The sequence below is a fragment of the Streptomyces sp. NPDC054849 genome (assembly GCF_053610945.1).
This window is the reverse complement of record NZ_JBSGZI010000078.1, coordinates 1-26,440: the sequence shown is the minus strand read 5'-3', so window position 1 is coordinate 26,440 and position 26,440 is coordinate 1. Positions and strand designations below refer to the sequence as shown.

At 72.3% G+C, this 26,440-nt stretch carries 24 protein-coding genes; 6 read left to right on the top strand and 18 right to left on the bottom strand.

The window, feature by feature from the left end:
• Positions 1-51: 51 nt before the first annotated feature.
• Positions 52-717 carry an SAM-dependent methyltransferase gene (locus ACWGIF_RS27525; RefSeq protein WP_453501436.1) on the top strand — a complete coding sequence of 222 codons (666 nt, stop codon included), beginning with the start codon at positions 52-54 and terminating at the stop codon, positions 715-717.
• Positions 718-844: 127 nt separating this feature from the next.
• Here ACWGIF_RS27525 and era read toward each other — a convergent pair whose 3' ends face one another.
• The 3 genes from era to ACWGIF_RS27510 form a co-directional block, all read right to left on the bottom strand.
• Complete coding sequence (gene era / locus ACWGIF_RS27520; RefSeq protein ID WP_453501460.1) at positions 845-1,795, bottom strand: GTPase Era; 951 nt, start codon at positions 1,793-1,795, stop codon at positions 845-847.
• Positions 1,796-2,501: 706 nt separating this feature from the next.
• The gene (locus ACWGIF_RS27515) at positions 2,502-3,803 is read right to left on the bottom strand and encodes a beta-xylosidase (RefSeq protein WP_453501434.1); all 1,302 of its coding nucleotides are present in this window, start codon (positions 3,801-3,803) and stop codon (positions 2,502-2,504) included.
• Positions 3,804-3,974: 171 nt separating this feature from the next.
• Positions 3,975-4,991, bottom strand: a complete 1,017-nt coding sequence (locus ACWGIF_RS27510) for a GlxA family transcriptional regulator (RefSeq protein ID WP_453501432.1) — start codon at positions 4,989-4,991, stop codon at positions 3,975-3,977.
• A 71-nt stretch (positions 4,992-5,062) separates the two neighbouring features.
• Between ACWGIF_RS27510 and ACWGIF_RS27505 the strand changes: the two genes are divergently transcribed.
• A complete protein-coding gene (locus ACWGIF_RS27505) occupies positions 5,063-6,367 on the top strand; it encodes an MFS transporter (protein WP_453501430.1) in 1,305 nt (434 codons plus the stop codon).
• A gap of 674 nt (positions 6,368-7,041) precedes the next feature.
• On the opposite strand, the gene ACWGIF_RS27500 is transcribed toward ACWGIF_RS27505, so the two are convergent.
• From ACWGIF_RS27500 to hrcA, 12 genes are all read right to left on the bottom strand, one after another.
• A complete protein-coding gene (locus ACWGIF_RS27500; protein ID WP_453501429.1) occupies positions 7,042-7,410 on the bottom strand; it encodes a cytidine deaminase in 369 nt (122 codons plus the stop codon).
• Between the two features lie 112 nt (positions 7,411-7,522).
• Positions 7,523-7,885, bottom strand: coding sequence for an MmcQ/YjbR family DNA-binding protein (locus ACWGIF_RS27495; protein ID WP_453501428.1), 363 nt, complete (start codon positions 7,883-7,885; stop codon positions 7,523-7,525).
• Entirely contained in the window at positions 7,882-9,189 is a 1,308-nt protein-coding gene (locus tag ACWGIF_RS27490; RefSeq protein ID WP_453501426.1) for a hemolysin family protein, read from the bottom strand. Before ACWGIF_RS27490 ends, ACWGIF_RS27495 begins: the two co-directional genes overlap by 4 nt.
• The gene (ybeY, locus tag ACWGIF_RS27485; RefSeq protein WP_453501425.1) at positions 9,186-9,683 is read right to left on the bottom strand and encodes an rRNA maturation RNase YbeY; all 498 of its coding nucleotides are present in this window, start codon (positions 9,681-9,683) and stop codon (positions 9,186-9,188) included. The genes ACWGIF_RS27490 and ybeY overlap by 4 nt, the downstream gene beginning before the upstream one ends.
• 13 nt (positions 9,684-9,696) lie before the next feature.
• On the bottom strand, positions 9,697-10,743 hold the full coding sequence (locus tag ACWGIF_RS27480) for a PhoH family protein (RefSeq protein WP_453501423.1): 1,047 nt from the start codon (positions 10,741-10,743) through the stop codon (positions 9,697-9,699).
• A gap of 153 nt (positions 10,744-10,896) precedes the next feature.
• Complete coding sequence (locus ACWGIF_RS27475) at positions 10,897-11,991, bottom strand: PfkB family carbohydrate kinase (protein ID WP_453501422.1); 1,095 nt, start codon at positions 11,989-11,991, stop codon at positions 10,897-10,899.
• A gap of 165 nt (positions 11,992-12,156) precedes the next feature.
• On the bottom strand, positions 12,157-13,062 hold the full coding sequence (locus ACWGIF_RS27470) for a ribonuclease Z (RefSeq protein WP_453501421.1): 906 nt from the start codon (positions 13,060-13,062) through the stop codon (positions 12,157-12,159).
• A 3-nt stretch (positions 13,063-13,065) separates the two neighbouring features.
• The gene (locus ACWGIF_RS27465) at positions 13,066-13,425 is read right to left on the bottom strand and encodes a histidine triad nucleotide-binding protein (protein WP_453501419.1); all 360 of its coding nucleotides are present in this window, start codon (positions 13,423-13,425) and stop codon (positions 13,066-13,068) included.
• 153 nt (positions 13,426-13,578) lie between these two features.
• Complete coding sequence (locus ACWGIF_RS27460; protein ID WP_453501418.1) at positions 13,579-14,322, bottom strand: 16S rRNA (uracil(1498)-N(3))-methyltransferase; 744 nt, start codon at positions 14,320-14,322, stop codon at positions 13,579-13,581.
• Complete coding sequence (locus ACWGIF_RS27455; protein WP_453501417.1) at positions 14,319-15,410, bottom strand: nitronate monooxygenase; 1,092 nt, start codon at positions 15,408-15,410, stop codon at positions 14,319-14,321. The genes ACWGIF_RS27460 and ACWGIF_RS27455 overlap by 4 nt, the downstream gene beginning before the upstream one ends.
• 157 nt (positions 15,411-15,567) lie before the next feature.
• Entirely contained in the window at positions 15,568-16,707 is a 1,140-nt protein-coding gene (gene dnaJ, locus ACWGIF_RS27450; protein WP_190182426.1) for a molecular chaperone DnaJ, read from the bottom strand.
• Positions 16,708-17,724 carry a heat-inducible transcriptional repressor HrcA gene (hrcA, locus tag ACWGIF_RS27445; RefSeq protein WP_453501415.1) on the bottom strand — a complete coding sequence of 339 codons (1,017 nt, stop codon included), beginning with the start codon at positions 17,722-17,724 and terminating at the stop codon, positions 16,708-16,710.
• A 146-nt stretch (positions 17,725-17,870) separates the two neighbouring features.
• On the opposite strand from hrcA, the gene ACWGIF_RS27440 reads away from it, so the two are divergent.
• The 3 genes from ACWGIF_RS27440 to ACWGIF_RS27430 all read left to right on the top strand — a co-directional run bounded on the left by ACWGIF_RS27440 (position 17,871) and on the right by ACWGIF_RS27430 (position 20,146).
• Positions 17,871-18,596, top strand: coding sequence for an MBL fold metallo-hydrolase (locus ACWGIF_RS27440; RefSeq protein ID WP_453501414.1), 726 nt, complete (start codon positions 17,871-17,873; stop codon positions 18,594-18,596).
• 28 nt (positions 18,597-18,624) lie between these two features.
• Entirely contained in the window at positions 18,625-19,425 is an 801-nt protein-coding gene (locus ACWGIF_RS27435; protein WP_453501412.1) for a DUF3097 domain-containing protein, read from the top strand.
• An 82-nt stretch (positions 19,426-19,507) separates the two neighbouring features.
• Positions 19,508-20,146 carry an ADP-ribosyltransferase gene (locus tag ACWGIF_RS27430; RefSeq protein WP_453501411.1) on the top strand — a complete coding sequence of 213 codons (639 nt, stop codon included), beginning with the start codon at positions 19,508-19,510 and terminating at the stop codon, positions 20,144-20,146.
• Between the two features lie 39 nt (positions 20,147-20,185).
• Here the strand turns inward: ACWGIF_RS27430 and hemW are convergent, their stop codons facing one another.
• The 3 genes from hemW to lepA form a co-directional block, all read right to left on the bottom strand.
• The gene (gene hemW / locus ACWGIF_RS27425; protein WP_453501410.1) at positions 20,186-21,418 is read right to left on the bottom strand and encodes a radical SAM family heme chaperone HemW; all 1,233 of its coding nucleotides are present in this window, start codon (positions 21,416-21,418) and stop codon (positions 20,186-20,188) included.
• Positions 21,419-21,747: 329 nt separating this feature from the next.
• On the bottom strand, positions 21,748-23,640 hold the full coding sequence (locus ACWGIF_RS27420; protein WP_453501409.1) for an AMP-dependent synthetase/ligase: 1,893 nt from the start codon (positions 23,638-23,640) through the stop codon (positions 21,748-21,750).
• 235 nt (positions 23,641-23,875) lie between these two features.
• On the bottom strand, positions 23,876-25,741 hold the full coding sequence (gene lepA / locus ACWGIF_RS27415) for a translation elongation factor 4 (RefSeq protein WP_453501407.1): 1,866 nt from the start codon (positions 25,739-25,741) through the stop codon (positions 23,876-23,878).
• A gap of 257 nt (positions 25,742-25,998) precedes the next feature.
• On the opposite strand from lepA, the gene rpsT reads away from it, so the two are divergent.
• Positions 25,999-26,265 carry a 30S ribosomal protein S20 gene (rpsT, locus tag ACWGIF_RS27410; RefSeq protein WP_453501406.1) on the top strand — a complete coding sequence of 89 codons (267 nt, stop codon included), beginning with the start codon at positions 25,999-26,001 and terminating at the stop codon, positions 26,263-26,265.
• Positions 26,266-26,440: the final 175 nt, after the last annotated feature.

Here is a 26,440-nt window from a genome sequence, read left to right as displayed (position 1 = left end):
GAGGCGGGCGGAGCATCGGCCGTACCGGCACCCGTACTGGAAGAGGACGCCATGACCGAGCACACGCACACGCACGCCCACCACTCCCCCGCGCCCGGGGCCGAGGCGGGCGAGGAGTTCTGGGACGCCCGCTACGGGGAGAGCGACCGGATCTGGAGCGGCGAGGCCAACCCCATGCTGGTGCACGAGGTGTCCGGCCTCGCCCCGGGCCGGGCCCTGGACCTCGGCTGCGGGGAGGGCGCCGACGCCGTCTGGCTGGCCCGCCGGGGGTGGGCCGTCACCGGGACGGACATCTCCGGGGTCGCCCTCGGCCGGGCGGCCGAGCACGCGGCGGACGCCGGGGTCTCGGACCGCGTCTCCTTCGCGCGGCACGACCTGACGGAGTCCTTCCCCGACGGGGAGTTCGACCTCGTCTCGGCGTGCTTCCTGCACAACTACGGGGACTTCCCCCGTGACGTCGTCCTGCGCACGGCCGCGGCGGCCGTGGCCCCCGGCGGCACCCTGCTGGTGGTCGGCCACGCGGGCTGGGCCCCGTGGCAGGAGGACCGGGAGGAGGCGCATTTCCCCACGCCCGAGGAGGTCCTCGCACAGCTGGAGCCGGTCACGGCGGGCTGGGAGGTGCTGCGGGCCGAGGAGACCGAGCGGGTGCAGAAGCAGCCCGACGGTACGCCGGGGACCCGCACGGACAACGTGGTGCGGGTGCGCCGGCCCGCGTAGTCCCGCGTAGTCCCGCGTAGTCCCGCGACGCCGAACGACGCATGGACGCAGCCCCGGTGCGGGGCCGCGTCCATGCGTCGTGGCGTTGCCGTGTGACCTGTGCCGTGTGGCGTCGCGCAGTCGCGCGTCAGAAGCCGAGCTTGCGCAGCTGCTTGGGGTCCCGCTGCCAGTCCTTGGCGACCTTCACGTGGAGGTCGAGGAAGACCGGGGTGCCGAGCAGCGCCTCGATGTGCTTGCGCGACTTCATCCCGACCTCCTTCAGGCGGGAGCCCTTCGGGCCGATGATGATGCCCTTCTGACTCGGCCGCTCGATGTAGAGGTTGGCGTGGATGTCGAGCAGCGGGCGGTCCGCCGGACGGTTCTCGCGCGGGATCATCTCCTCGACGACCACGGCGATGGAGTGCGGGAGCTCGTCGCGTACGCCTTCCAGCGCGGCCTCGCGGATCAGCTCCGCGACCATGACCATCTCGGGCTCGTCGGTGAGGTCGCCCTCCGGGTACAGCGGCGGGCTCTCCGGCAGCAGCGGCGCGATCAGATCCGCCAGCAGCTGGACCTGGCTGTCGCCCACGGCCGAGACGGGGACGATCTCGGTCCACTCGAAGCCGAGCTCGGCGCCGAGCTGGTGCACGGCGAGGAGCTGCTCGGCCAGCGCCTTGGACTCGACCAGGTCGGTCTTCGTGATGATGGCGATCTTGGGGGTCTTCTTGATCCCCGCAAGCTCCTTGGCGATGAACTTGTCGCCGGGGCCGAGCTTCTGGTCGGCCGGCAGGCAGAAGCCGATGACGTCGACCTCGGCCCAGGTGGTCCGCACGACGTCGTTGAGGCGCTCGCCGAGCAGCGTGCGCGGCTTGTGCAGGCCGGGCGTGTCGACGAGGACGAGCTGCGCGTCGGGGCGGTGCACGATGCCGCGGACGGTGTGGCGGGTGGTCTGCGGCCGGTTGGAGGTGATCGCGACCTTGGTGCCCACGAGTGCGTTGGTGAGGGTCGACTTCCCCGCGTTGGGGCGGCCGACGAAGCAGGCGAAGCCCGCACGGTGCGGGCTGGTGGACTCGGGGGAACGATCGCTCATACGGGCCATTCTCCCCGATGCGGCTCCCAGCGCCGACCAGATCACGGCAGTGAGGGCGAGCACAGCCGTCAGTGAGGGGTGCGCGGCATCGGCGACACGGCCCTGAGCTGTGGTTCCGTCGGCCCGGGCGTGCACCGTGACGTCGGCCCATTCTGCGCCGGGCGGGCCGTCCCAGCGGGTGTGGAGCCGTACTTCCCGACCCGGCAGCAGTTCGGCGGGCAGCCCGGTGAGCACGCGGGTGAGCAGCGGGCGGCCGAGGGCGCCCGAGGCGGTGAGGGTGGCGCGCGGACGCAGCGTGACGTTGCCGATGTTGTGGAGCGTGTACGCGATCTCCGCCCCGGCGCCGCGCCGGTCCACGGTGACGACTCCCCGGACGGCGAGCGCGGGGGCGGTGGGTCCGCTCACCCACAGGTACAGCCGGGCGGCGACGGCCTGCCGGACGCCGATCCCCTCGGCGGTGCCGGTCGCGGGCCCGTCGTCCAGGGCCACGATGGCGCCGGGATGGTCCCCGGGCTCCGCCCGCGCGGGGTCTGGGACGGAGCCCCGATCCTCTAGCCCCGCCGGCACTTGAGTCGCAGGATGCGGGGCGGCGCCCCGATCCTTCAGCCCCGCCGGCACGTGAGGCGCGGGGTCCGGGGCGGAGCCCCGGGAAACGGAGAAAGGGCGGGGCCGGGGACGGCTCCGCGCAGCCGCAGCCACCGCCGCACACGGGCCGTCACGACAGGGTCAGCGTCAGAACCGCCGTGTACGCCCCCGGCGGGGTGTACGCCGGCACCCGCAGCGTCACCGCCGCGTCGACCGTGAACGTCCCGCCGACCAGCGGGGCATCAGCGGTGGACGCGAGGACCGCGCCGTCCGGTCCGACCACGCCCGCGCTGCCCGGTGTACAGGGGCTCTTGCTGCCCGCGGCCGCCACGCACGACGGGGTCCAGGACAGGGACGCACCCGGGATGCGGACACCGCCCGGTCCCGTGAAGTCGGTGACCTTCCCGATCAGCGACCAGCCGGCCGGGCCACCGCGGGCGTCGGTGACGGTCACGGTCCCGATCCGGCCGGGAGCGGCGCCGCCGTCGCCGTACGGGACCGCACCGAGGGTGATGGCCTCGCCCGTCTGGGCCATGCCGAGTGCGCCCGGTTCGACGGTTGCCGTGACCTGCTGGATGCCCGTCGGCGGCGGGGTGGCCTCGACGGCGTCGATGACCGTGTACGCGGCCGGCCCGGAGCCCCGCCGCGCCGACCATGCCACGCCCTCGTAGGCGATCACCGCGGTGGTGGCCTTGTCCGTGACCGGCAGCTGTATCAGGGCCGTGCCCCGTTCGTCGGCGGTGGCGGTCGCCCGGTCGGCGGTCTCGGCGGCGCCCGCCCGCCCGGCCACCGTCACGGTCGCGCCCGGCGGGAAGCCGGCAGCGGTGACCTCGACCTCGGCGCCCGGTCTTCCGTACGCGGCGGCGAGGAGGACGCTGCGCAGGTTGGCCGTGGGCAGCTCGGTCGCGGTCAGGCGTTCGGCGACGGGAGCGGCGGACGGTTCGGCGGCGGTGCAGGTGGTGCCGAGGTCCAGCAGGTGGCTGGTGTGCAGGGTGTAGTCGCCCGGGGACAGGGTGATCTCGCCGGGCGCGGTGACGGTGAAGGTGCCGGTCATGGTGACGGCCGGGAGGGGACCGCCGGGCCGGACGGGGTCGTTGCGCTTGGCGCCGGTCACGGTGACCTCGCCGCTTTGGGCACCGGACAGGAGGATCCGGCCGGTCGGGGTCAGTGCGTCGGCGGGCAGCTCACCGCCGAGGGGGTTCACTGCGGGCGTCGCGAGCACCTGGTAGGTCACGATGACGGTGTCGCCGACCCGCGGGGTGGGGTCGCCGACGGTGATCCGGGCGGTGGTCGGCCCGTCGGCGGGCGGGAGTCCGGCCTCCTGGGGCGCCAGGCACTGCGTCGGGAAGGTCACCTGGCCGGGCGGTGTTTCCCCTTCGGCCGCGGCAGGGGCGCTCAGGGCGCCCCCGGTCGTCGCCGCGAGCACGGCCATGCCGACGGCTGCCGACCATCTCCGGTTCCGCGCCCTTGTTCGCATTGTGCGCCCCCTGGGTTCCCTCGCGCCGAGCCCTGCGCAGGGGGCCATTCACGAGCGGGCGACGGGAGAAGTCAATGCACGGGCCCGGCATGGACTGATGGGCCATCAGAAGATGGCGGGGTGCCGCTACGGGTGGGGTTCACGAGGCTCCGGAGGCTGCGGGGCCGACGGGCCGGCGGACACGCGGAACGTGCGCCGGTACGCGGTCGGGCTGACCCCCAGCGCCGCCTGCACGTGCTTGCGCAGCGACTGCTCCGTACCGAAGCCGCTCTCCCGCGCCACCTGTTCCATCGGCAGCTCCGTCTGCTCGAGCAGCCGCCGGGCCCGCTCCACCCGCTGGCCGGTGATCCACTGACCGGGGCTGACGCCCGCCTCCTCCCGGAAACGGCGCGTGAACGTCCTTACCGACATGGCCTCCTGCCGGGCCAGGTCGGTGAGGCTGAGCGGCTCGTGCAGCCGGTCCAGCACCCACGCGCGGGCCGCCGTGGTGCTGGCGAGCTGCGGCTCCGGCACCGGGCGATCGACGAACTGCGCCTGCCCGCCCTCGCGGTGGGGCGGTACGACGGTCCGCCGGGCCGCGTCGTTCGCGATGGCCGCACCGTGGTCGCGGCGCACGATGTGCAGGCACAGGTCGATGCCGGCGGCCACCCCGGCGGAGGTCAGGACGTCCCCGTCGTCGGTGTAGAGCACGCCCGGGTCGACCCGTACGGCGGGGAAGAGACGCTGGAAGTGTTCGGCGGACGCCCAGTGGGTCGTCGCCGGGCGTCCGTCCAGGTACCCGGCGGCGGCCAACACGTAGCCGCCGGTGCAGATGGAGACGAGCCGCGTGCCGGGCCGGATGTGGGCGAGGGCCGCGGCGAGCTCGTCGGTCAGCGTGCCGTGCTCGTGTACCGGGCCGAGTTCGTAGGAGGCCGGCACCACCACCGTGTCGGCGGTGGCGAGCAGTTCGGGACCGTGTTCGACGTGGATCGCGAAGTCGGCGTCCGTGCGCACGGGCCCGGGGGCGAGCCCGCACGTGAGGATCTCGTACAGCGGCCGCCCGGCCGGATCCTTGGCCCGCCCGAAGATCCGGTGCGGGATGCCGAGCTCGAAGGGGAGCAGCCCGGCGAGGGCGAGGACGACGACGCGGTGCGGCAACTCCATGGCCCGATCGTACCGAAGGGTGACAGTCAGGCCACTGTCGTGCGGTACCACGCACGCCGGAAGCTGTCGGCGTGACCCAGACAGCCCCCGCCTCGAACGCCGCCTCGAACGCCGCCTCCGCCGTCCCCACGGGCCCCCGCTCCCCGCGGCGGGCCCGACGCGTCCACCGCGCCTGGTTCGTCGCGGCCGTCGCCTTCGTGACGATCATCGGCGCCGCCGGCTTCGCCTCCCTGCCCGGACTGCTCATCGAGCCGCTGCACCGGGAGTTCGCCTGGTCGCGCGCCACCGTCGGCCTCGCCGTCTCCGTGAACCTCGCGCTGTACGGGCTCACCGCGCCCTTCGCCGCCGCGCTGATGGACCGCTTCGGCATCCGCCGGGTCGTGGCGCTGGCCCTGATCGTCATCGCCGGCGGCTCGGTGGCCACGGTGTGGATGACTGCGTCATGGCAGCTGGTGCTGTGCTGGGGGGTGCTGGTGGGTCTCGGCAGCGGCTCGATGGCCCTGGCCTTCGCGGCGACGGTGACCAACCGCTGGTTCACCGCCCGGCGCGGCCTGGTCACGGGCATTCTGACCGCGGCGGGGGCCTCCGGCCAGCTGGTCTTCCTGCCCCTGCTGGCCTGGCTGGTGGATCACCACGGCTGGCGCCCGGCGACGGTGACGGTCTCGCTCGCGGCGCTGGCCGTCGTCCCCTTCGTGTGGCTGCTGCTGCACGACCACCCGGCGGACGTCGGGCTGGCGCCGTACGGCGGCACGTACGCGCAGAAGCCGGCCCCGGTCCCGGGCGCGGCCCGGCGGGCGCTGAAGGTGCTGTTCGACGCGGCCCGCACGGGCCCCTTCTGGCTGCTCGCCGGCACCTTCGCGATCTGCGGGGCCTCGACCAACGGGCTGGTCAGGACGCACTTCGTGCCCGCGGCGCACGACCACGGCATGCCGGTCACGGCGGCCGCCGGGCTGCTGGCGGTGATCGGGGTGTTCGACGTGGTCGGCACGGTGGCCTCGGGCTGGTTCACGGACCGCTTCGAAGCCCGGCGGCTGCTGGCCGTCTACTACGCCCTGCGCGGGATCTCGCTGCTCTTCCTGCCGATCCTGCTGGCGCCCTCGGTGCAGCCGCCGCTGATCTTCTTCATCGTCTTCTACGGCCTGGACTGGGTCGCGACCGTCCCGCCGACGATCGCGCTGTGCCGCGAGCACTACGGGGACGACGGCGCGATCGTCTTCGGCTGGGTGCTGGCCTCGCACCAGGTCGGCGCAGCGGCGGTGGCCTTCCTCGGTGGCCTGGCGCGCGATGTGACCGGCTCGTACGACGTCGTCTGGTACGCCTCGGGCGCCCTGTGCGCGATGGCCGCACTGATGGCGATGGTCATCCGCCGCCGCTAGGGCGGGTCTTTCGGATCTTGCCGGGCCCGCGCTGCCCGGCACCGCACCTCGCGGCGTGGTCGGGGCTCCCGAGCACGTCCAGTACGAGGGAAGCTCCTCCGCCTTGCGATGCACGGCACCGGACGACGCGGGCTCGGCCGACACGATCCGAAAGACACGCCCCAGCCTCCGGCGGGCGGACGGAGACCCGGCGCGAGCCCGTGCGGGCCGGCGCATCCGACACCGCGGACATCTCGAGAACGGCCGCGGCGCTTCGCCCCCGAGGCGCCGGCGGACCGGCCGGGCCCCGGCCCGCCAAGAGGTCGGCGGGGACAGCCCCGGCCGTCCGCCGCACACCCCGGCTCCGCAGACGTGCGGCCCGCAGGAACCCGTATCCCTCCGCGGTCATCCCGCCGCAGGCCGGCAGGAGCTGTCCGGCCGTCGCACGCTGCGACTCGGCACCGTGACGCCGTCGGGTCCCGGGCACCGGCCCGCACCGCTCGGCCGCCCTCCCGCCGGGGCCGGCCCGGCCGACGAGGTCGGCAGGCCGGTCGGATCAAGGTCCCGCCGAAGGCCACCGGCCCGAAACGGCCCGCCGCGCGCCCCGCAGGGCCCGGGCAACCGGCCCGCACCGCTCCGCGGCCCTTCCGCCGGGAGGCCGGCGGCCGGGCGCCGATCGGTGCAGGTCCCGCGCCCTAGCGGCCGGCCGGGGTGGTGGACTTAAGGGTGCCGTCGGGGCCCGCCAGCAGCACCGGGGTGTCCGGGCCGCCGAGGTCGCGGACGGCCGCGCGGTCCGCCTCGGCAGGGGCGTCGGCCGCGCTGACGACGGCGGCCGCCTCCAGGGAGCGCGCCCCGCTCGCCACGGCCATCGCGACGGCGGTCTGCAGCGCGCTCAGCTTGAGGGAGTCGAGCTCCACCGTCCCGGCGACGTAGGTGCGGCCCGTCTCGTCGCGCACCGCCGCCCCCTCGGGCACGGCGTTGCGGGCCCGGGCGCTGCGCGCCAGCGTGATGATCTTGCTGTCCTCGGGGTCGATCCCGGTGCTCTCCGTCATGGTCGAAAGCATAGGGAGCACCCCCGCCGGGCCCTGCAACGACCCCGCCGGGACGCCTCCCCCCGCTTCACCCAGGAGCCGGGGGGGGAGGCGCAGGCCGCGCCGTCGCGTCACGGCCGTCGCGTCACGGCCGGTCGAGCCGCAGCCGCTCCGCCCTCGGCAGGCCCGCCACCACCAGGTCGTACGAGTCCTCCACCAGCTCGCGCACCAGCCGGTCCGGCAGGCCGCCCGGGCCGCCCGCCGTCACCGTGTTCCAGTGCCGCTTGTTCATGTGGTAGCCCGGCACGATCGCCTCGTGCTCCTCACGCAGCCGCACTGCCAGCTCCGGGTCGCACTTGAGGTTGACCTTCAGCGGCTCCGCGTCCAGCGCGGTGAGCGCGAACACCTTGCCCAGCACCTTGAACACCGAGGTCTCCGGCGTGAAGGGGAACTCCTCCACCGCCGCGTTGAAGCCCAGACAGAACTCCCGCAACTGCGCCGGGGTCATTCCCCCTCCTCCCCCGCGGACTCGGCCGCGGCCGCCACCGGTTCCACGAGCACCGTCACGATCTTGTTCCGCCGCCCCGCCGGGGACTCGGCCGTCAGCCGCAGCGGACGGCCGTCCGGCAGTTCCACCACCGCCGTGGCGCCCGCGATCGGCACCCGGCCCAGCGCCTTCGCCAGCAGACCGCCGACCGTCTCCACGTCCTCGTCGTCGAAGGCCTCGACCTTGAACAGCTCACCGAGATCGGTGATGTCCAGACGCGCGGTGACCCGGTAGCGGTCCTCTCCCAGGTCTTCCACCGGCGGAAGCTCCCGGTCGTACTCGTCCGTGATCTCGCCGACGATCTCCTCGAGGATGTCCTCGATGGTGACGATGCCGGCCGTGCCGCCGTACTCGTCGATCACGACGGCCACGTGGTTGCGCACCTGCTGCATCTCGCGGAGCAGATCGCCCGCGTTCTTGGTGTCGGGCACGAAGACGGCCGGCCGCATCGCCGTCGAGACCAGGTCGGCCTCCGCCTCCCGGCTGATGTGCGTCTTGCGGACCAGGTCCTTCAGGTAGACGATCCCGACGATGTCGTCCTCGTTCTCCCCGGTCACCGGGATGCGCGAGAATCCGGACCGCAGGGCGAGGGTGGTCGCCTGACGGACCGTCTTGTACCGCTCGATGCAGACCAGGTCGGTGCGCGGGACCATCACCTCGCGCACCAGCGTGTCGCCGAGCTCGAAGATCTGGTGCACCATCCGGCGCTCGTCGTCCTCGATCAGCGATTCCCGCTCCGCGAGGTCCACCATCGCGCGCAGCTCGGCCTCGGAGGCGAACGGCCCCTTGCGGAAGCCCTTCCCGGGCGTGAGGGCGTTGCCGATGAGGATCAGCAGTTGCGGGATCGGCCCCATGACCCTGGCCAGCGGGACGAGGACGTACGCGGCGGCCGTCGCGGTGTTCAGCGGGTGCTGGCGGCCGATCGTGCGCGGGGAGACGCCCACGGCGACGAAGGAGACCAGCACCATCACGGCGATCGCCACGAGCAGCGCGGTCCAGTTCTCACCGAACTCGTCGAGGCAGACGTAGGTGACGAGCACCCCCGCCGCCATCTCGCAGGTGACCCGGACCAGCAGCGCCACGTTGAGGTAGCGGGTGGGGTCGCCGGCGACCTGGGCGAGCTTCTCGCTGCCCCGCCGGCCCTCCCGTACGGCCTGCTCGGCGCGGAAGCTGGAGATGCGGGCGATGCCGGACTCGGCGCACGCCGCGAACCACGCCACCACCACCAGCAGCACCGCCCCGGTGATCAGCTGGGGTGCGTTCACGAGACGGTCGGAGCCGGGGACGGTCCGGTGAGGCCGCGCTCACCGCGCCAGCCGTCGACGATGGCCGCCTGGAGGCCGAACATCTCGGCCTTCTCGTCCGGCTCCTCGTGGTCGTAACCGAGGAGGTGCAGCACTCCGTGGACGGTCAGGAGCTGGAGCTCCTCGTCCATGGAGTGCTGCGTCGGGGCTTCCTCGCCCTGCCTCTTCGCCACTTCGGGACAGAGCACGATGTCGCCGAGGAGCCCCTGCGGGGGCTCCTCTTCGTCCTTCGCCGGCGGCCGGAGCTCGTCCATCGGGAAGGACATGACGTCGGTCGGCCCGGGCAGGTCCATCCACTGGATGTGGAGCTGCTCCATCGCGTCCTCGTCGATGACGATGACGGAGAGCTCCGAGAGCGGGTGGATCCGCATCCGGGTGAGCGCGTAGCGGGCGATGTCGAGGATCGCCTGCTCGTCGACCTCGGTTCCGGACTCGTTGTTGACGTCGATCGACATGGTGCGCTGAGTTCTACTTCCGCTGGTGGCCGTTCGCGGCCTGCTGCTGGCCGTCGTCGTACTTCTCGTACGCGTCGACGATACGGCCGACCAGCTTGTGGCGGACGACATCCTCGGACGTGAGCCGCGAGAAATGAACGTCCGGGACGCCGTCGAGGATCTCCTGGACCTGACGCAGACCGCTCTTGGCGCCGCCCGGCAGGTCGATCTGCGTGACGTCACCCGTGACGACGATCTTCGAGTCGAAGCCGAGCCGGGTCAGGAACATCTTCATCTGCTCGGCGGTCGTGTTCTGCGCCTCGTCGAGGACGACGAACGCGTCATTGAGGGTGCGTCCCCTCATATAGGCCAGGGGCGCCACCTCGATGGTCCCGGCGGCCATGAGCCGCGGAATCGAGTCAGGGTCGAGCATGTCGTGCAGCGCGTCGTAGAGCGGGCGCAGATACGGGTCGATCTTGTCGAAGAGGGTGCCCGGCAGGAATCCGAGCCGCTCCCCCGCCTCGACGGCGGGCCGCGTCAGGATGATCCGGCTGACCTGCTTGGACTGCAGGGCCTGGACCGCCTTGGCCATGGCGAGGTAGGTCTTGCCCGTACCGGCGGGGCCGATGCCGAAGACGATCGTGTTCTTGTCGATCGCGTCGACGTACCGCTTCTGGTTGAGGGTCTTGGGTCGGATGGTGCGGCCGCGGCTGGAGAGGATGTTCTGGGTGAGCACCTCGGCGGGAGTCTCCGCGGGTCCGTCGCCGTTCCCGTTGGCGCTCGCCTGGAGCATGGCGATCGAGCGTTCCACTGCGTCCTCCGTCATCGGCTGCCCGGTGCGGAGCACCAGCATCATCTCGTCGAACAGTCGCTGGATCAGGGCGACTTCCGCCGCTTCGCCGACCGCGCTGACCTGATTGCCCCGAACATGGATGTCCGTCTTCGGGAAGGCCTTCTCGATCACGCGCAACAGGGCGTCACCCGAGCCGAGCACCGTGACCATCGGGTGCGTGGCCGGAACGGTGAAGTGGGCTCGCGCCTGCCCCGGCGCAGGGATCTGGGCTGTGGGTGTCTGAGTCATGGGCCGGCACTGTGGCCTGCACATACCTCCCGCTGAGGGGCCTCGCCGATCGACGACCTCCGGAGTACCAAGCGTACGTCTCCGCCGCGGCTTCCCCGAGAGGTTTTACCGGCCGCCTGCGGACCCCCGCGTTCGGGCGCCGGCGACGTGTGACTACGCGGAGTGCCGGAAGCCGATCGTCGGTACGGCTCTGCGGCGGGCCGCCGGGCTCGACCCCGGCGGGATCAGGTCGTCCAGGAAGCCGTAGCGGCCGCGCAGGGTCTCCGGGGCGGCCCGCCACCAGTGGGCCACCTCGGGCCAGCCCGGGGCCGACAGGGAGCCGCCGAACTCCTGGACCGACAGGGCCGCAGTCAGCCCGGCGAAGGCCAGGCGGTCCGCGAGCGGCCAGCCCGCCAGGGTGCCGGTGACGAAGCCCGCCACGTACACGTCCCCCGCGCCCGTCGGGTCGAGCTCGTCCACCGTGATCCCCGGGACGTGCGCCGTCTCCCCGGTGCGCCCGTCGACCGCGTACGAGCCCTCCGCGCCCATCGTGACCACCGCGATCGGCACCCTCTCCGCCAGCGCCCTGGCCGCCGCCCTCGGACAGTCCGTCCGGGTGTACCGCATGGCCTCGCCCGCGTTCGGCAGGAAGGCCTCGCAGTGCTCCAGGTCGGCCAGGGCGCCCAGGTCCCACCGCCCGCTCTCGTCCCACCCCACGTCCGCGAAGATCTGCGAGCCGCGCCGGGCGGCCTCGCCGATCCACTGCTCGCCGCGGCCGGACCCCAGCGCGGCCACGGCCGCACGGGCCCTCGGCGGGCACTGCGGGAAGGGGCCGGGGCCCGCCGGCGGAGGGGCCTCGTGGCCGTGCGAGACCATGGTGCGCTCGCCCTCGTAGGCCATGGAGACCGTGACGGGGCTGTGCCAGCCGGGGATGGTCCGCGACATGGACAGATCGATGCCCTCGCCCTGTTCCAGGGCGTCCCAGCAGTACTCGCCGTAGTGGTCGTCCCCGAAGGCGGCGGCCAGCGAGGTGCGCAGGCCGAGCCGGGCCAGGGCGGTCGCCATGTTGGCGACGCCGCCGGGGCTGGAGCCCATGCCGCGCGCCCAGGACTCCGTGCCGCGCACCGGAGCCGAGTCGAGGCCGGTGAAGATGATGTCGAGGAAGACCGTTCCGGTCAGGAAGACGTCGCAGCCCGGTTCCTCGGGGTCGCGCACGGGACCGAGCGGGTCCACCGCTGCCGCGCGGCTGTCGAAGTCCCTACTGGTCACGGTGTACTCCCCGGTGTTCTCGAAGCGCCGTTTCACTGGAAAGCTGCCAGTTCTGCCCGCCGGGGCGAGAACCAAAACCCAGTGTGGCGCAGATCACCCACCCGTCCGGTCGCGCCGCGGTCGAGGCGCGACCGGACGGGGCCGGTCCCCGGCACCGCGCCCGGCTCAGCCCCGTTTGGGCAACGGCACCCGCACCAGGTCCGCGGCCACCGTCAGCTCCCCCTCGAAGCCCGCCGCACGCGCCTGGAGCTCGAACGCCGACGGGTCCGTGTAGCGCTGCGAGAAGTGCGTCAGCACGAGGTGGCGTACGCCCGCGTCCCGCGCCACCCGCGCCGCCTGGCCGGCGGTGAGGTGTCCGTGGTCGGTGGCCAGCCGTTCGTCCTCGTCGAGGAAGGTCGACTCGATCACCAGCATGTCGCAGCCCTCGGCGAGCGCGTCCACGCCCGGGCAGAGCCGGGTGTCCATGACGAACGCGAACCGCTGGCCGGGCCTGTGCTCGCTGACCTCGTCCAGGGTGACGCCGCCGAGCCGCCCCTCGCGCTGGATGCGGCCGACGTCGGGCCCCTTGATCCCGTGGCGTGCGAGCAGCTCCGGGACCATGCGGCGCCCGTCGGGCTCGGTGATCCGGTAGCCGAAGGATTCCACCGGGTGCGAGAGGCGCCGGGCCTCCAGGACGTACGAGGCCCCGCTCGCCAGCGGCCCGTCCTCGGTCACCGGTTCCTCGCGGAGCGGGACGGTCTCACGGTAGGCCGTGGCGTAGCGCAGCCGGTCGAAGAACTCCTGCCCCGAGGCCGGGTAGTGCGCGGTGACGGGGTGGGGGACCTGGTCGAGGTTGATCCGCTGGATCACCCCGGCGAGGCCGAGGCTGTGGTCACCGTGGAAGTGGGTGATGCAGATCCGGTTGATGTCGTGCGCGGCCACCCCGGCACGCAGCATCTGGCGCTGGGTGCCCTCGCCCGGGTCGAAGAGGATGCCCTCGCCGTCCCAGCGCAGCAGATAGCCGTTGTGGTTGCGGTGGCGGGTGGGTACCTGGCTGGCGGTACCCAGCACCACGAATTCTCGTATGGACACGTGCTATCCGGGGGGCCACTGGAGGCCGCGGCCGCCGAGGACGTGCGCGTGGGCGTGCCAGACGGTCTGGCCGGCGCCGGAGCCGGTGTTGAAGACGATCCGGTAGCCGTACTCGACGATCTTCTCGTCGGCGGCGACCTGCGCGGCCTCACGCAGTATGTCGGCGGCGACGGTCGGCTCGGCGGCGGCGAGGGAGGCCGCGTCGGGGTAGTGCACCTTGGGAATGACGAGCACGTGCGTGGGCGCCTGCGGGTTGATGTCCCGGAAGGCGACGGTGGTCTCGGTCTCCCGGACCACGGTCGCGGGGATGTGCCCCTCGACGATCTTGCAGAACAGGCAGTCGGCCTGCGGTTCCCCGGCCATAGCTGAGCCTCCCGTGACGTTGATCGGTCCGGGCATCGTATCCAGCCCGGCGCCGCCCCGGGGGGCGGCCGATCAACGGCGGCGGGTCAACGGGCGGCGGGTCGACGGCGGCCGGCACGGCCGGTCACGGCGGCCGATCACGGCGGCCGGCCGTCAAGCCCAGCGTCCGGTGCGGGCCAGGAGGACCGCCGTGGCCGCGGTACCCGCCGTGGAGGTGCGCAGGACGGACCGGCCCAGGCGGTAGGGCCGGGCCCCCGCCTCGGCGAAGACCGCCAGCTCCTCCGGGGATACGCCCCCCTCCGGGCCGACCACCAGCACGACGGAACCCGAGGCGGGCAGCTCGGCCGTGGCCAGCGCCCCGGAGGGGGTGTCGCGGTCCTCGTGGAGGACCATCGCCAGGTCGGCGCCGGCCAGCAGCGCCGCGACCTGCTTGGTGGACATGGCCTCGGCCACCTCCGGGAAGCGGACCCGGCGGGACTGCTTGCCCGCCTCCCGGGCCGTGGCCCGCCACTTGGCCAGCGACTTGGCCCCGCGGTCGCCGCGCCACTGCGTGATGCAGCGCGAGGCCTGCCAGGGCACGATGGCGTCCACGCCGGTCTCGGTCATGGTCTCGACGGCCAGCTCGCCGCGGTCACCCTTGGGGAGGGCCTGGACGACCGTGATGCGGACGGGCGGCTCAGGCTCCCGCCCCGCCGAGGACACCGCCACCACGAGCCGGTCCTTGCCCTCCGCCGCCTTGACGACCGCCTCCGCCCAGCCGCCCCGGCCGTCCGTCAGGACCACCGCCTCGCCCGGGTTCAGCCTCTTCACGGACACCGCGTGCCGGCCCTCCGGGCCGTCCAGGACGAACTCCGCTCCCGCGGGGACCTCTTCGACCACGAACACCGGGGCCGTCATGACGCACTCCTCATCTGCATTGCCTTCAACGTGCTCTGCGCCTCGGCCAGTTCGGCCGCCAGCACCTCCACCAGCTCCCCCGCCGGCAGCGCCCGGGCGAGACGGTGCCCCTGCCCCGCCCACAGGGCCATGCCCTGCGGGTCGCCGGCCGCGGCGGCCGCCTTGCGCAGTCCCGAGGTCAGGTGGTGGACCTGCGGGTAGGCGGCCGGGGCGTACGGTCCGTGCTCCCGCATGAAGCGGTTCACCAGCCCGCGTGCCGGCCGGCCGGAGAAGGCCCGGGTCAGCTCCGTCCGGACGAACAGCGGGTCCGTCAGCGCCTTCTTGTGCACCGGGTGCGCACCCGACTCCGGGCACGCCAGGAAGGCCGTCCCGAGCTGCGCCGCCTCCGCGCCCGCCGCCAGCAGCGCCGCGATCTGCGAGCCCCGCATGAGACCGCCCGCCGCGATGATCGGGAGCGCCACGGCCTCCCGTACCTGGGCCACCAGCGCGAGGAGCCCCACCGCCGCCGTGCCGTCGGCCTGGGGGTCGTCCCGATGGGTGCCCTGGTGGCCGCCGGCCTCGACGCCCTGGACGCAGACGGAGTCTGCGCCCGCCTGCTGGGCGGTCCGGGCCTCCTCGACGGAGGTCACCGTGACAACGGTGTACGTACCCGCCTTGCGCAGGGCCGCGAGGGCCGCGGAGGAGGGACAGCCGAACGTGAACGAGACGACCGGCACCGGGTCTTCCAGGAGGATGGCGAGCTTGGCGTCGTAGCCGTCGTCGCTGGTGCCGATGATGTCCTCCTCGGCGAGCGAGATCTCGTACCAGCTGGCCTCACCGGCGAGCTGCCCGCGGTACGCCTCCACGGCGGCCGGGTCGACGTAGCCGGTCTGCGGCATGAAGAGGTTGACCCCGAAGCGGCGACGGGTGAGCGCGCGCACCTGCTTGATCTCCTGGTACATCCCGTCGGCGGTCTTGTAGCCGCCGGCCAGGAAGCCCAGTCCGCCCGCCTCGCACACGGCCGCGGCGAGCGGCGGACAGGAGGCGCCGTCCGCCATGGGAGCCTGCACGATCGGGTACGGGGAGAGACCGTTCGGTGCGGAGGACATGGACTGCATCGTGCCACGTCCCAAGCGGGGGGCCGAATCATGGCATTCGCCTGGCATAGTCCGCTTCCCGGCCGGCCTGCGACCGCCGCCCGGCCCCATGCGACGAGCCCGGCCGGGGAATCCCCTGGCCGGGCTCGTGGCGGTGGTCGCCGTTCGGTCAGCGACCGTTGAACGCGTCCTTCAGGCGGCTGAACAGCCCCTGCTGACCCGGCGCGAACTGGCCCATCGGCCGCTCCTCGCCGCGCAGCTTCGCAAGCTGGCGCAGCAGGTCCTCCTGCTGGGCGTCCAGCTTGCCCGGGGTGGTGACCTCGACGTGCACGATCAGGTCGCCGCGCCCGCCACCGCGCAGGTGGGTGACGCCGCGCCCGTGCAGCGGGATCGCCTGGCCGGAGCCGGTGCCGGGCCGGATGTCGATCTCCTCCAGGCCGTCCAGCGTCTCCAGCGGGCACTTGGTGCCCAGGGCGGCCGCCGTCATCGGGATGGTCACCGTGCAGTGCAGGTCGTCCCCGCGCCGCTGGAAGGTCGGGTGCGCCAGCTCGTGGATCTCCACGTACAGGTCGCCGGCGGGGCCGCCGCCGGGGCCGACCTCGCCCTCGCCCGCGAGCTGGATCCGGGTGCCGTTCTCGACACCGGCGGGGATCTTGACCGTGAGGCTGCGGCGGGAGCGGACCCGGCCGTCGCCCGCGCACTCGGGGCACGGGGTCGGGACGACGGTGCCGAAGCCCTGGCACTGCGGGCAGGGGCGCGAAGTCATGACCTGGCCCAGGAAGGACCGGGTGACCTGCGAGACCTCACCGCGGCCGCGGCACATGTCACACGTCTGCGCCGAGGTGCCGGGAGCGGCGCCTTCGCCGGAGCAGGTGGTGCAGACGACGGCCGTGTCGACCTGGATGTCCTTGGTGGTCCCGAAGGCCGCCTCGTCCAGCTCCAGGTCCAGGCGGATCATGGCGTCCTGGCCGCGGCGGGTCCGCGAGCGCGGGCCGCGCTGCGAGGCCTGGCCGAAGAAGGCGTCCATGATGTCGGAGAAGTTGCCGAATCCGCCCGCGCCGAATCCGCCCGCGCCGCCGCCACCGCCCGAGGAGGAGAGCGGGTCGCCCCCGAGGTCGTAGACCTGCTTCTTCTGCGGGTCCGAGAGCACCTCGTAGGCCGCGTTGATCTCCTTGAAGCGCTCCTGCGTCTTCGGGTCCGGATTCACATCCGGGTGGAGTTCACGCGCGAGGCGACGGAAGGCCTTCTTGATCTCGTCCTGCGATGCGTCGCGGCGCACGCCGAGAACGGCGTAGTAGTCCGTGGCCACTTACGACTCCGCCAGGATCTGTCCGACGTAACGTGCCACTGCGCGTACCGCTCCCATCGTTCCGGGGTAATCCATGCGGGTCGGTCCGACCACGCCGAGCTTGGCGACGGTTTCGCCGCCCGAACCGTAACCGACCGAGACGACGGACGTGGAGTTCAGTCCCTCGTAGGCATTCTCATGCCCGATCCGTACGGCCATTCCCGACTCATTGGCCTCGCCCAGCAGCTTGAGGAGCACGACCTGCTCCTCCAGCGCTTCGAGCACCGGCCTGATCGTCAGGGGAAAATCGTGTCCGAAGCGGGTGAGATTGGCGGTACCGCCGATCATCAGCCGTTCTTCGGCTTCCTCGACCAGGGTTTCGAGGAGCGTCGAGAGCACCGTGGAGACGGTGCCGCGGTCCTCGGCCTCGAAGGATTCGGGCAGGTCCTGGACGAGCGGGGGGACATCGGTGAAGCGACGGCCGACGACCCGGCTGTTGAGCCGGGCCCGCAGGTCGGCGAGCGAGGTCTCGCCGAAGGGGCCCGGGCAGTCGATGAGCCGCTGCTCGACGCGTCCGGTGTCCGTGATCAGTACGAGCATCAGGCGCGCGGGGGCGAGCGAGAGCAGCTCCACGTGCCGGACGGTCGACCGGGTCAGGCTCGGGTACTGGACGACCGCGACCTGCCGGGTGAGCTGTGCGAGCAGGCGCACCGTACGGCCGACGACGTCGTCGAGGTCGACGGCGCCGTCGAGGAAGTTCTGGATGGCCCGGCGCTCGGGCGACGACAGCGGCTTGACCCCCGCCAGCTTGTCGACGAAGAGGCGGTAGCCCTTGTCGGTGGGGATCCGGCCGGCGCTGGTGTGGGGCTGGGCGATGTAGCCCTCCTCCTCCAGCACGGCCATGTCGTTGCGCACGGTGGCGGGCGAGACTCCGAGGCGGTGCCGCTCGGTGAGCGCCTTGGAGCCGACCGGCTCCTCCGTGCCGACGTAGTCCTGGACGATGGCGCGCAGCACTTCGAGTCTGCGTTCGCTGAGCATCGCGCACACCTCCAGCTGTGGTCCGTTGCCGTGTTCTGCCGTGTTCGTTGGCACTCTGGTCGTTCGAGTGCCAGACATCCCCCGCTCAGTGTACGGCCGGGTAGTAAGACCCTGGCAAGGGAGGCCCGCCAGGGTAGCGTCGCGGCATGGACGTGCGATGGGAAGAGGCGGGCTGGGAACGGCTGACCGGACGGGCCGGACGGCGGCGTCTTCCGGTGTGGGACTGCACGGTGGGACTGGTGGTCGGGGACGATTCGGTCCTCCTGATCGACCCCGGCTCGTGTGTGCGGGAGGGTGCGCGGGTACGGGCCGAGGCGGAGCGGCTGACGGGCCGGAGCGTGACCCATATCGCATTCACGCACGGCCATTTCGATCACGTCCTGGGCGGGGCGGCCTTCCCCGGGACCGAGGTGTTCGGTGCGGTCGGGCTGGACGCGCTGCTCGCCTCGGGCCGTGAGGAGCTGCGCCGGGACGCGGTGCGGCACGGACTGGCCGAGGCGGAGGCGGCCGAAGCGGTGGACCTGCTGGTGCTCCCCGGGCATGCGGTGTCGGGCGAGTGGACGCTGGAACTGGGCGGGGTGCAGGTGCTGCTGGCCAATGTGGGGCCCGGGCACACCGGCCACGACCTGGCCGTCTTCGTGCCGGGCGAGCGCGAGGTGGTGTTCTGCGGGGATCTGGTCGAGGAGTCGGGCGAGCCCTCGGCGGGCCCGGACGCGGTGCCCCGGCAGTGGCCCGCCGCCCTGGACCGGATGCTGGCGCTGGGCGGGGACGACGCACTGTACGTGCCAGGTCACGGAGCGGTGGTGCGGGCGGACTACGTCCGTGCGCAACGCGCCACACTGGCGGCTCTTTTCGGCGTGTCGGAGGCGTGACCCGCCCGGCTCTCCTACTGTCGGCCGGATGCGCGAGTACTCCCCCGACCTGACCCCGCAGTGGAAGCGACCCAAGGCCGTGCCGGAGGTGGCGGCGGAACCCGATCTGGTGGTCGAGGTGGCGGGTACGGACTTCTGCGGCGCGGTGGTGGCCTGCGAGGCGGGCACGGTGACCCTGGAGGACCGCTTCGGAAGGCGCCGGGTGTTCCCGATGGAGCCCCGGGGGTTCCTGCTGGAGGGCGCGGTGGTCACCCTGGTCCGCCCCGCCCGGGGGCCGTCGGCACCCGCCCGTACGGCGTCCGGGTCGATCGCCGTCCCGGGCGCCCGGGCGCGGGTGGCCCGGGCGGGCCGGATCTACGTCGAGGGCCGGCACGACGCGGAGCTGGTGGAGCGGGTCTGGGGCGACGACCTGCGGATCGAGGGCGTGGTGGTGGAGTACCTGGAGGGCATCGACGACCTCCCGGCCGTCGTGGCGGAGTTCTCCCCGGCCCCCGACGCTCGCCTGGGGATCCTGGTGGACCACCTGGTGCCGGGCTCGAAGGAGTCCCGTATCGCGGCGTCGGTGACCTCTCCGGACGTCCTGATCGCGGGCCACCCGTACGTGGACGTCTGGCAGGCCGTGAAGCCGTCCGCACTGGGCATCGCCGCATGGCCGGTGGTCCCCCGCGGCCAGGACTGGAAGACGGGCGTCTGCCGGGCCCTGGGCTGGCCGGAGAACACGGGCGCCGCCTGGCGGCACATCCTGTCCCGGGTGACCTCGTACAAGGACCTGGAGCCGACCCTGCTGGGCCGCGTCGAGGAGCTGATCGACTTCGTGACGGCCCCGTAGCGGCGTCATCCGTGCCGCGGACACGCTCACCTTCGGGTGACGGTGCGTAACCGGCCGGGCGGAGGACGCAAGGGTGGTCTTCATGATCACCTTTGCCCTGCGGCAGCGGGTCGTGCTCGTCGCGACCGTGCTCGCCGCCGCCCTTCTGCCGTCCGCGTCGGCGTCGGCCTCCGCGCCCGCCGCGCCGCACGCCGCCCACGCCGCTCACGCCGCTCCTGCGAACTCCTGCCCGCGCGTGGACGACCGCCTCTTCGCCGCCGCGGACCCGCGGGCGGACGTGGCCCGCATCACTCCGACGCCGGCCTGGCGCACCAACTGCAAGCAGCTCTACCGCGCGGACAGCCGCCCGCCGTCGGTCGTCTTCGCCGAGGGCTTCCAACCCAGGGCCACGGTCGACGGACAGTACGACATCGAGCAGTACGTCCTGGTCAACCAGCCGTCCCCGTACGTCTCGACGACCTACGACCACGACCTCTACAAGACGTGGTGGAAGAGCGGCTGGAACTACTACATCGACGCCCCGGGCGGCGTGGACGTCAACCAGACCATCGGTGACACCCACAAGTGGGCCTCGCAGGTCGAGGTCGCCTTCCCCGGCGGCATCGAGCGCTCCTTCATCGTCGCGGTCTGCCCGGTCGACAAGGCGACCAAGACCGAGATCATGAACGAGTGCCAGGACAACCCGTACTACCGGCCCTGGCGGGAGAACTTCCCGGGCTGACCCCCACCCGGCTCCGCACCCCCGCGCGGTGGTTCCGTGTCAGTCCACCAGGTCACGGACCACCGCGTCGGCCAGCAGCCGCCCCTTCAGGGTCAGCACGGCCCGCCCGGCGCCGTACGGCGCGGCCTCCAGGAGGCCGTCCTCCAGGGCCCTGCGGGAGGCGGCGAGCCCGGCCGGCGCGAGCAGCGACAGCGGGACGCCGTCGACCAGCCGAAGCTCCAGCAGGATGCGCTCCACCCGCCGGTCCTCCTGCGACAGGAGCTCCCGCCCGGCACCGGGCGAGCGACCCTGCGCGAGCGCGGCGGCGTACGCGCCGGGGTGCTTCACGTTCCACCAGCGCACCCCGCCCACGTGCGAGTGCGCGCCCGGGCCCGCGCCCCACCAGTCGGCGCCGCGCCAGTACAGCTCGTTGTGCAGGCAGCGCCCGGCCTCCGAGGTGGCCCAGTTCGAGACCTCGTACCAGGAGTAGCCGGCCTGCGCCATCACCGAGTCCGCGATCAGGTACCGGTCGGCGTGGACGTCGTCGTCCGTCATCGGGACCTCGCCCCGGCGGATCCGCCGCGCCAGCTGCGTGCCCTCCTCGACGATCAGCGCGTAGGCGCTGATGTGGTCAGGCCCGGCCCCCAGCGCCGCCGAGAGCGACGCCCGCCAGTCCTCGTCCGACTCCCCCGGGGTGCCGTAGATCAGGTCCAGGTTGACGTGGTCGAAGCCCGCCGCCCGCGCCTCCGCGACGCACGCCTCCGGGCGTCCGGGCGTGTGGGTGCGGTCGAGCACCTTCAGGACGTGCTGCTTCGCGCTCTGCATGCCGAAGGAGATCCGGTTGAAGCCGCCGGCGCGCAGCTCGGCCAGGTACTGCGGGCCGACCGACTCCGGATTGGCCTCCGTCGTGATCTCGGCGTCCTCGGCCAGGCCGAATTCGTCCCGGATCGCCGCGAGCATCCGCACGAGGTCCGCGGCGGGCAGCAGGGTCGGCGTGCCGCCGCCCACGAACACCGTGCGTACGGCCCTCGGGTCGTCGCCGAGCACCTTCCGGGCGAGGCGGACCTCGTCGATCAGGGTGTCGGCGTAGTTCTCCCGGGAGGCGAGCACACCGCCGGTGCCCCGCAGCTCGGTGGCCGTGTAGGTGTTGAAGTCGCAGTACCCGCAGCGCGTGGCGCAGTACGGGACGTGCAGGTAGAACCCGAGTGGCCGCTCCCCCGCCCCCTCCAGGGCATGCGACGGCAGCGAGCCGTCTTCGGGCATGGGTTCACCGTCGGGCAGTGCGGAAGGCATACCCCCATCATCCCGCACGATTCCCACCCCGCGGACGCCGATCGCACCGCCACCGTCCGAGACGCGGGGTCCGGGCCGCAGCCTCGGGAGACGGGCCCGCACTTCCAGTCCTGCCGGCATTTGAGGCACGGGGTCCGGGGGCGGAGCCCCGGGAGACGGGCCCGCACCCACAGCCCCGCCGGCGTTCGAGGCGCGGGGTCCGGGGCGGAGCCCCGGGAAGCGGCCCGCAGGGGAGTCCGGCCCGGCAGCCCACACCCCAAGCCCCGCCGGGGAGGGGCGGGGTGTGCGGGGCGGTCAGCCGCCCCGCCCCGCCGAGCCCGCGGCATGCGCTACGCCTCGCGCGACCCCTCGTACATCTCCTCGATCAGGTGCTTGAACTCACGCTCGACCACCGGCCGCTTCAGCTTCAGGCTCGGCGTCAGGTCGCCGTGCTCGACGTCCAGGTCGCGGGGCAGCAGCCGGAACTTCTTGACCGTCTGCCAGCGCTGGAGGCCCTCGTTCAGCGTCTGGACGTACGTCTCGATCAGGCGGGTGGTCTCCGGCGCCGCCAGGACCTCCCCGTACGTCTTCCCCTCCAGCCCGTTGTCGGCCGCCCAGCCGAGGATCGACGGCTCGTCGAGGGCGATCAGGGCCGAGCAGAAGTTACGGTCGGCGCCGTGCACGACGATGGTCGACACGTACGGGCAGATCGCCTTGAACTGCCCCTCGATCTCCGCCGGGGCGACGTACTTTCCGCCCGAGGTCTTGATCAGGTCCTTCTTGCGGTCGGTGATGCGCAGGTAGCCGTCGGCCGAGAGCTCGCCGATGTCGCCCGTGTGCAGCCAGCCGTCGGACTCCAGGACCTCGGCGGTCTTCTCCGGCTGCCCGTGGTAGCCCTGCATGATGCCGGGACCGCGCAGCAGGACCTCGCCGTCGTCCGCGATGCGCACCTCGGTGCCGGGGAGCGGCTTGCCGACCGTGCCGGTGCGGTAGGCCTCGCCCGGGTTGACGAAGGAGGCCGCGCTGGACTCGGTCAGGCCGTAGCCCTCCAGGATGTGGATGCCCGCGCCGGAGAAGAAGTAGCCGATGTCGGGGGCCAGGGCGGAGGCGCCGGAGACGGCGGCCCGCAGGTTCCCGCCGAAGGCGTCGCGGAGCTTGGAGAAGACGAGCGCGTCGGCGATCTTGTGCTTGGTGGTGAGGCCGAAGGGGGCACTCGCGCGGCCGGTGCGCCTGAAGTTGTCCTGCGTGACCTTGGCGTACTCGCGGGCGACGCCGACCGACCACTGGAAGATCTTGTACTTGGCACCGCCGGCGACGCGGGCCTTGGCGGCCACGCCGTTGTAGACCTTCTCGAAAATGCGCGGAACGGCGGCCATGTACGTCGGCTGCACGATCGGCAGGTTCTCGATGATCTTGTCGATCCGGCCGTCGACCGCGGTCACGTGTCCCGCCTCGATCTGCCCGGACGTCAGCACCTTGCCGAAGACGTGGGCCAGCGGCAGCCACAGGTACTGGACGTCCTCCTTGCCGATCAGACCGGTGGCGACCATGGCCTTCGCCAGGTACGACCAGTTGTCGTGCAGCAGCCGGACACCCTTGGGGCGGCCGGTCGTACCGGAGGTGTAGATGAGGGTGGCGAGCTGGTCGGAGGTGATCGCCGCGATCCGCTCCTTCACCGCCTCGGGGTGCTTGGCGAGGTACTCCTTGCCGAGCGCCTCCAGATCGGCGAGCGAGAGCACCCAGCCCTCGGGGTCGCCCTCGGCGGCGACCGCGTCGGCGGCCTCCAGGACCACGACGTGGGCGAGCTTCGGCAGGTCCGCGCGACGCTCGCGCGCCTTCGCCAGCTGCTTCGCGTCCTCGGCGATGAGCACCCGGCTCTCGGAGTCCGCGAGGATGAACGCCGACTCGTCGGCGTTGGTGCTGGGGTAGACGGTGGTGACCGCGCCGCCGGCGCACATCACGCCGAGGTCGGAGAGGATCCACTCGACCCGGGTGTTGGAGGCGAGCGCGACGCGGTCCTCGGTCTGGAGGCCGAGGCTGATCAGCCCGCCGGCGATGGCGAAGACGCGCTCGGCCGCCTGGCCCCAGCTGAGCGACTTCCAGTCGTCGGCGGCGTCCTGGCCGCCGGACGAGGGCACCGGGAACCGGTAGGCCTCGTCGTTCGGCGTCGCTGCGACGCGCTCAAGGAAGAGCACCGCCACGCTGGGCGGGCGGTTCTCGAGATAGGTCTGTGTGTCGCTCACGACATCCTCCGGACCGAACCACGCGTCTGCGCGTGGGCGTGGGGCGCATGGGGGCGCTTGGGACTGGCGGGTTTACAGCCGTTGACTCTTTAAACTGGCGAGTAACCGTCGAGCAGTGATCAGACTAGAGGCCCTCCGGCGTGCGCGTAAGAGCTCGCAAGCGGCCGGTTCATAACGAAACAGGCCCCCGCGCGTGTGCGCGGGGGCCTGTTCGCGTCGGGTGACGGCGGGGCTGCTACTTCTTCTTGCCGCCGGACTCGTCACTGGAGAGGACGGCGATGAAGGCCTCCTGCGGGACCTCCACGGACCCGACCATCTTCATCCGCTTCTTGCCTTCCTTCTGCTTCTCCAGCAGCTTCCGCTTACGGGAGATGTCACCGCCGTAGCACTTCGCGAGGACGTCCTTGCGGATGGCGCGGATGGTCTCGCGGGCGATGACGCGGGAGCCGACGGCCGCCTGGATCGGGATCTCGAAGGCCTGCCGCGGGATGAGCTCGCGCAGCTTGGCTACGAGGCGCACGCCGTAGGCGTAGGCGGCGTCCTTGTGCGTGACGGCCGAGAAGGCGTCGACCTTGTCGCCGTGCAGCAGGATGTCGACCTTGACCAGGCTGCCGGCCTGCTCGCCCGTGGGCTCGTAGTCCAGGGAGGCGTAACCGCGCGTCTTGGACTTCAGCTGGTCGAAGAAGTCGAAGACGATCTCCGCGAGCGGGAGGGTGTAGCGGATCTCGACGCGGTCCTCGGAGAGGTAGTCCATCCCGAGGAGGGTGCCGCGACGCTGCTGACACAGCTCCATGATCGCGCCGATGAACTCGGAGGGCGCGAGCAGGGTGGCCCGGACGACCGGCTCGAACACGTCCGAGATCTTGCCCTCGGGGAACTCGCTCGGGTTGGTGACGGAGACTTCCTTGCCGTCCTCCATGACGACCCGGTAGACCACGTTCGGCGCGGTGGCGATCAGGTCGAGGCCGAACTCGCGCTCCAGGCGCTCGCGGACCACGTCCAGGTGGAGCAGGCCGAGGAAGCCGACGCGGAAGCCGAAGCCGAGCGCCGCCGAGGTCTCCGGCTCGTACACGAGCGCGGCGTCGTTGAGCTGGAGCTTGTCGAGGGCCTCACGCAGGTCCGGGTAGTCCGAGCCGTCGAGCGGGTACAGACCCGAGAAGACCATCGGACGCGGGTCCTTGTAGCCGCCGAGGGCCTCGGTCGCGCCGTTGTGCAGGCTGGTGATGGTGTCACCGACCTTGGACTGACGGACGTCCTTCACGCCGGTGATGATGTAGCCCACCTCGCCGACGCCGATGCCGTCGGCCGGGGTCATCTCCGGGGAGGAGACGCCGATCTCCAGCAGCTCGTGGGTGGCGCCGGTGGACATCATCCGGATGCGCTCGCGCTTGTTGAGCTGGCCGTCGACGACACGGACGTAGGTCACGACACCGCGGTACGAGTCGTAGACCGAGTCGAAGATCATGGCGCGGGCCGGGGCGTCCTTGGGGCCGACCGGGGCCGGGACCGTGGCGACGATCTTGTCGAGCAGCGCGTCCACGCCGAGACCGGTCTTCGCCGAGACGCGCAGGACGTCCTCGGGCTGGCAGCCGACCAGGTTCGCGAGCTCCTCGGCGAACTTCTCCGGCTGGGCGGCCGGCAGGTCGATCTTGTTCAGGACCGGGACGATCGCGAGGTCCTTCTCCATCGCCAGGTACAGGTTGGCGAGGGTCTGCGCCTCGATGCCCTGGGCGGCGTCCACGAGCAGGACCGTGCCCTCGCACGCGGCGAGGGAGCGGGAGACCTCGTAGGTGAAGTCGACGTGCCCGGGGGTGTCGATCATGTTGAGGACGTGGGTGGTGCCCTGGTCCTCGCCCGTGGTGGGCGCCCAGGGCAGCCGGACCGCCTGGGACTTGATCGTGATGCCGCGCTCACGCTCGATGTCCATGCGGTCGAGGTACTGGGCGCGCATCTGCCGCTGGTCGACCACACCGGTGAGCTGAAGCATCCGGTCGGCAAGGGTCGACTTGCCGTGGTCGATGTGCGCGATGATGCAGAAGTTGCGGATCAGCGCCGGGTCGGTACGGCTCGGCTCGGGCACGTGGCTGGGGATCGCGGGCACGCAGTGTCCTGATTCTCGGGTCGCAGTCGGAAGCGTTTGCGGAGCGTCGGTGGGAGCGAAAGTCCGGCTCCCGTCGCTCTCGGCGGCGCGCAGTCGGATCTATACGCAGACTCCCATGGTCCCATGAACGGGGCAGTGCGCTCGGTTTGGGCCGCCAGGAGCGTGCCTGGTAGCCTGGGCAGCTGTGTCTCGTATGCCCTCTCAGCTGTCGAGGCACGATCCGAAGAACAAAACTCTGAACCTGAAAAGGCTCTTTCGTGGCGAACATCAAGTCCCAGATCAAGCGGAACAAGACGAACGAGAAGGCGCGCCTGCGCAACAAGGCCGTCAAGTCCTCGCTCAAGACCGCGATCCGCAAGGCCCGCGAGGCCGTCGTCGCCGGTGACGTCGAGAAGGCCACCGTGGCTTCTCGCGATGCCGCGCGTGCGCTCGACAAGGCTGTCTCGAAGGGTGTCATCCACAAGAACGCCGCCGCCAACAAGAAGTCGGCGCTGGCCACCAAGGTTGCCTCCCTGCAGGGCTGAGCTCCCTGATGTGATCGCCGGATAGGGATCCAGCGGGCCCTCTCTCCCGCTCCTGACCGGCACCCCGCGCCGCACACGAAGCGTTCGCCACGCGGGTGCGGTGCAACCGAGCAGTGACCGAAGGCCCCGGCCGCCACCCTTCCCCAGGGTGGTGGCCGGGGCCTTCGCGTTGTCC

Coding starts and splice junctions, on each gene's coding strand:
- ACWGIF_RS27525 (WP_453501436.1), top strand. CDS start 52: ATGACCGAGCACACGCACACGCACGCCCACCACTCCCCCGCGCCCGGG.
- era (WP_453501460.1), bottom strand. CDS start 1,795: ATGGCCCGTATGAGCGATCGTTCCCCCGAGTCCACCAGCCCGCACCGT.
- ACWGIF_RS27515 (WP_453501434.1), bottom strand. CDS start 3,803: ATGGCCGTGCTCGCGGCGACGACCGGGGGCGCCCTGAGCGCCCCTGCC.
- ACWGIF_RS27510 (WP_453501432.1), bottom strand. CDS start 4,991: ATGGAGTTGCCGCACCGCGTCGTCGTCCTCGCCCTCGCCGGGCTGCTC.
- ACWGIF_RS27500 (WP_453501429.1), bottom strand. CDS start 7,410: ATGCTTTCGACCATGACGGAGAGCACCGGGATCGACCCCGAGGACAGC.
- ACWGIF_RS27495 (WP_453501428.1), bottom strand. CDS start 7,885: ATGACCCCGGCGCAGTTGCGGGAGTTCTGTCTGGGCTTCAACGCGGCG.
- ybeY (WP_453501425.1), bottom strand. CDS start 9,683: ATGTCGATCGACGTCAACAACGAGTCCGGAACCGAGGTCGACGAGCAG.
- ACWGIF_RS27480 (WP_453501423.1), bottom strand. CDS start 10,743: ATGACTCAGACACCCACAGCCCAGATCCCTGCGCCGGGGCAGGCGCGA.
- ACWGIF_RS27465 (WP_453501419.1), bottom strand. CDS start 13,425: ATGGCCGGGGAACCGCAGGCCGACTGCCTGTTCTGCAAGATCGTCGAG.
- ACWGIF_RS27460 (WP_453501418.1), bottom strand. CDS start 14,322: ATGACGGCCCCGGTGTTCGTGGTCGAAGAGGTCCCCGCGGGAGCGGAG.
- ACWGIF_RS27455 (WP_453501417.1), bottom strand. CDS start 15,410: ATGTCCTCCGCACCGAACGGTCTCTCCCCGTACCCGATCGTGCAGGCT.
- hrcA (WP_453501415.1), bottom strand. CDS start 17,724: ATGCTCAGCGAACGCAGACTCGAAGTGCTGCGCGCCATCGTCCAGGAC.
- ACWGIF_RS27440 (WP_453501414.1), top strand. CDS start 17,871: ATGGACGTGCGATGGGAAGAGGCGGGCTGGGAACGGCTGACCGGACGG.
- ACWGIF_RS27435 (WP_453501412.1), top strand. CDS start 18,625: ATGCGCGAGTACTCCCCCGACCTGACCCCGCAGTGGAAGCGACCCAAG.
- ACWGIF_RS27430 (WP_453501411.1), top strand. CDS start 19,508: ATGATCACCTTTGCCCTGCGGCAGCGGGTCGTGCTCGTCGCGACCGTG.
- hemW (WP_453501410.1), bottom strand. CDS start 21,418: ATGCCTTCCGCACTGCCCGACGGTGAACCCATGCCCGAAGACGGCTCG.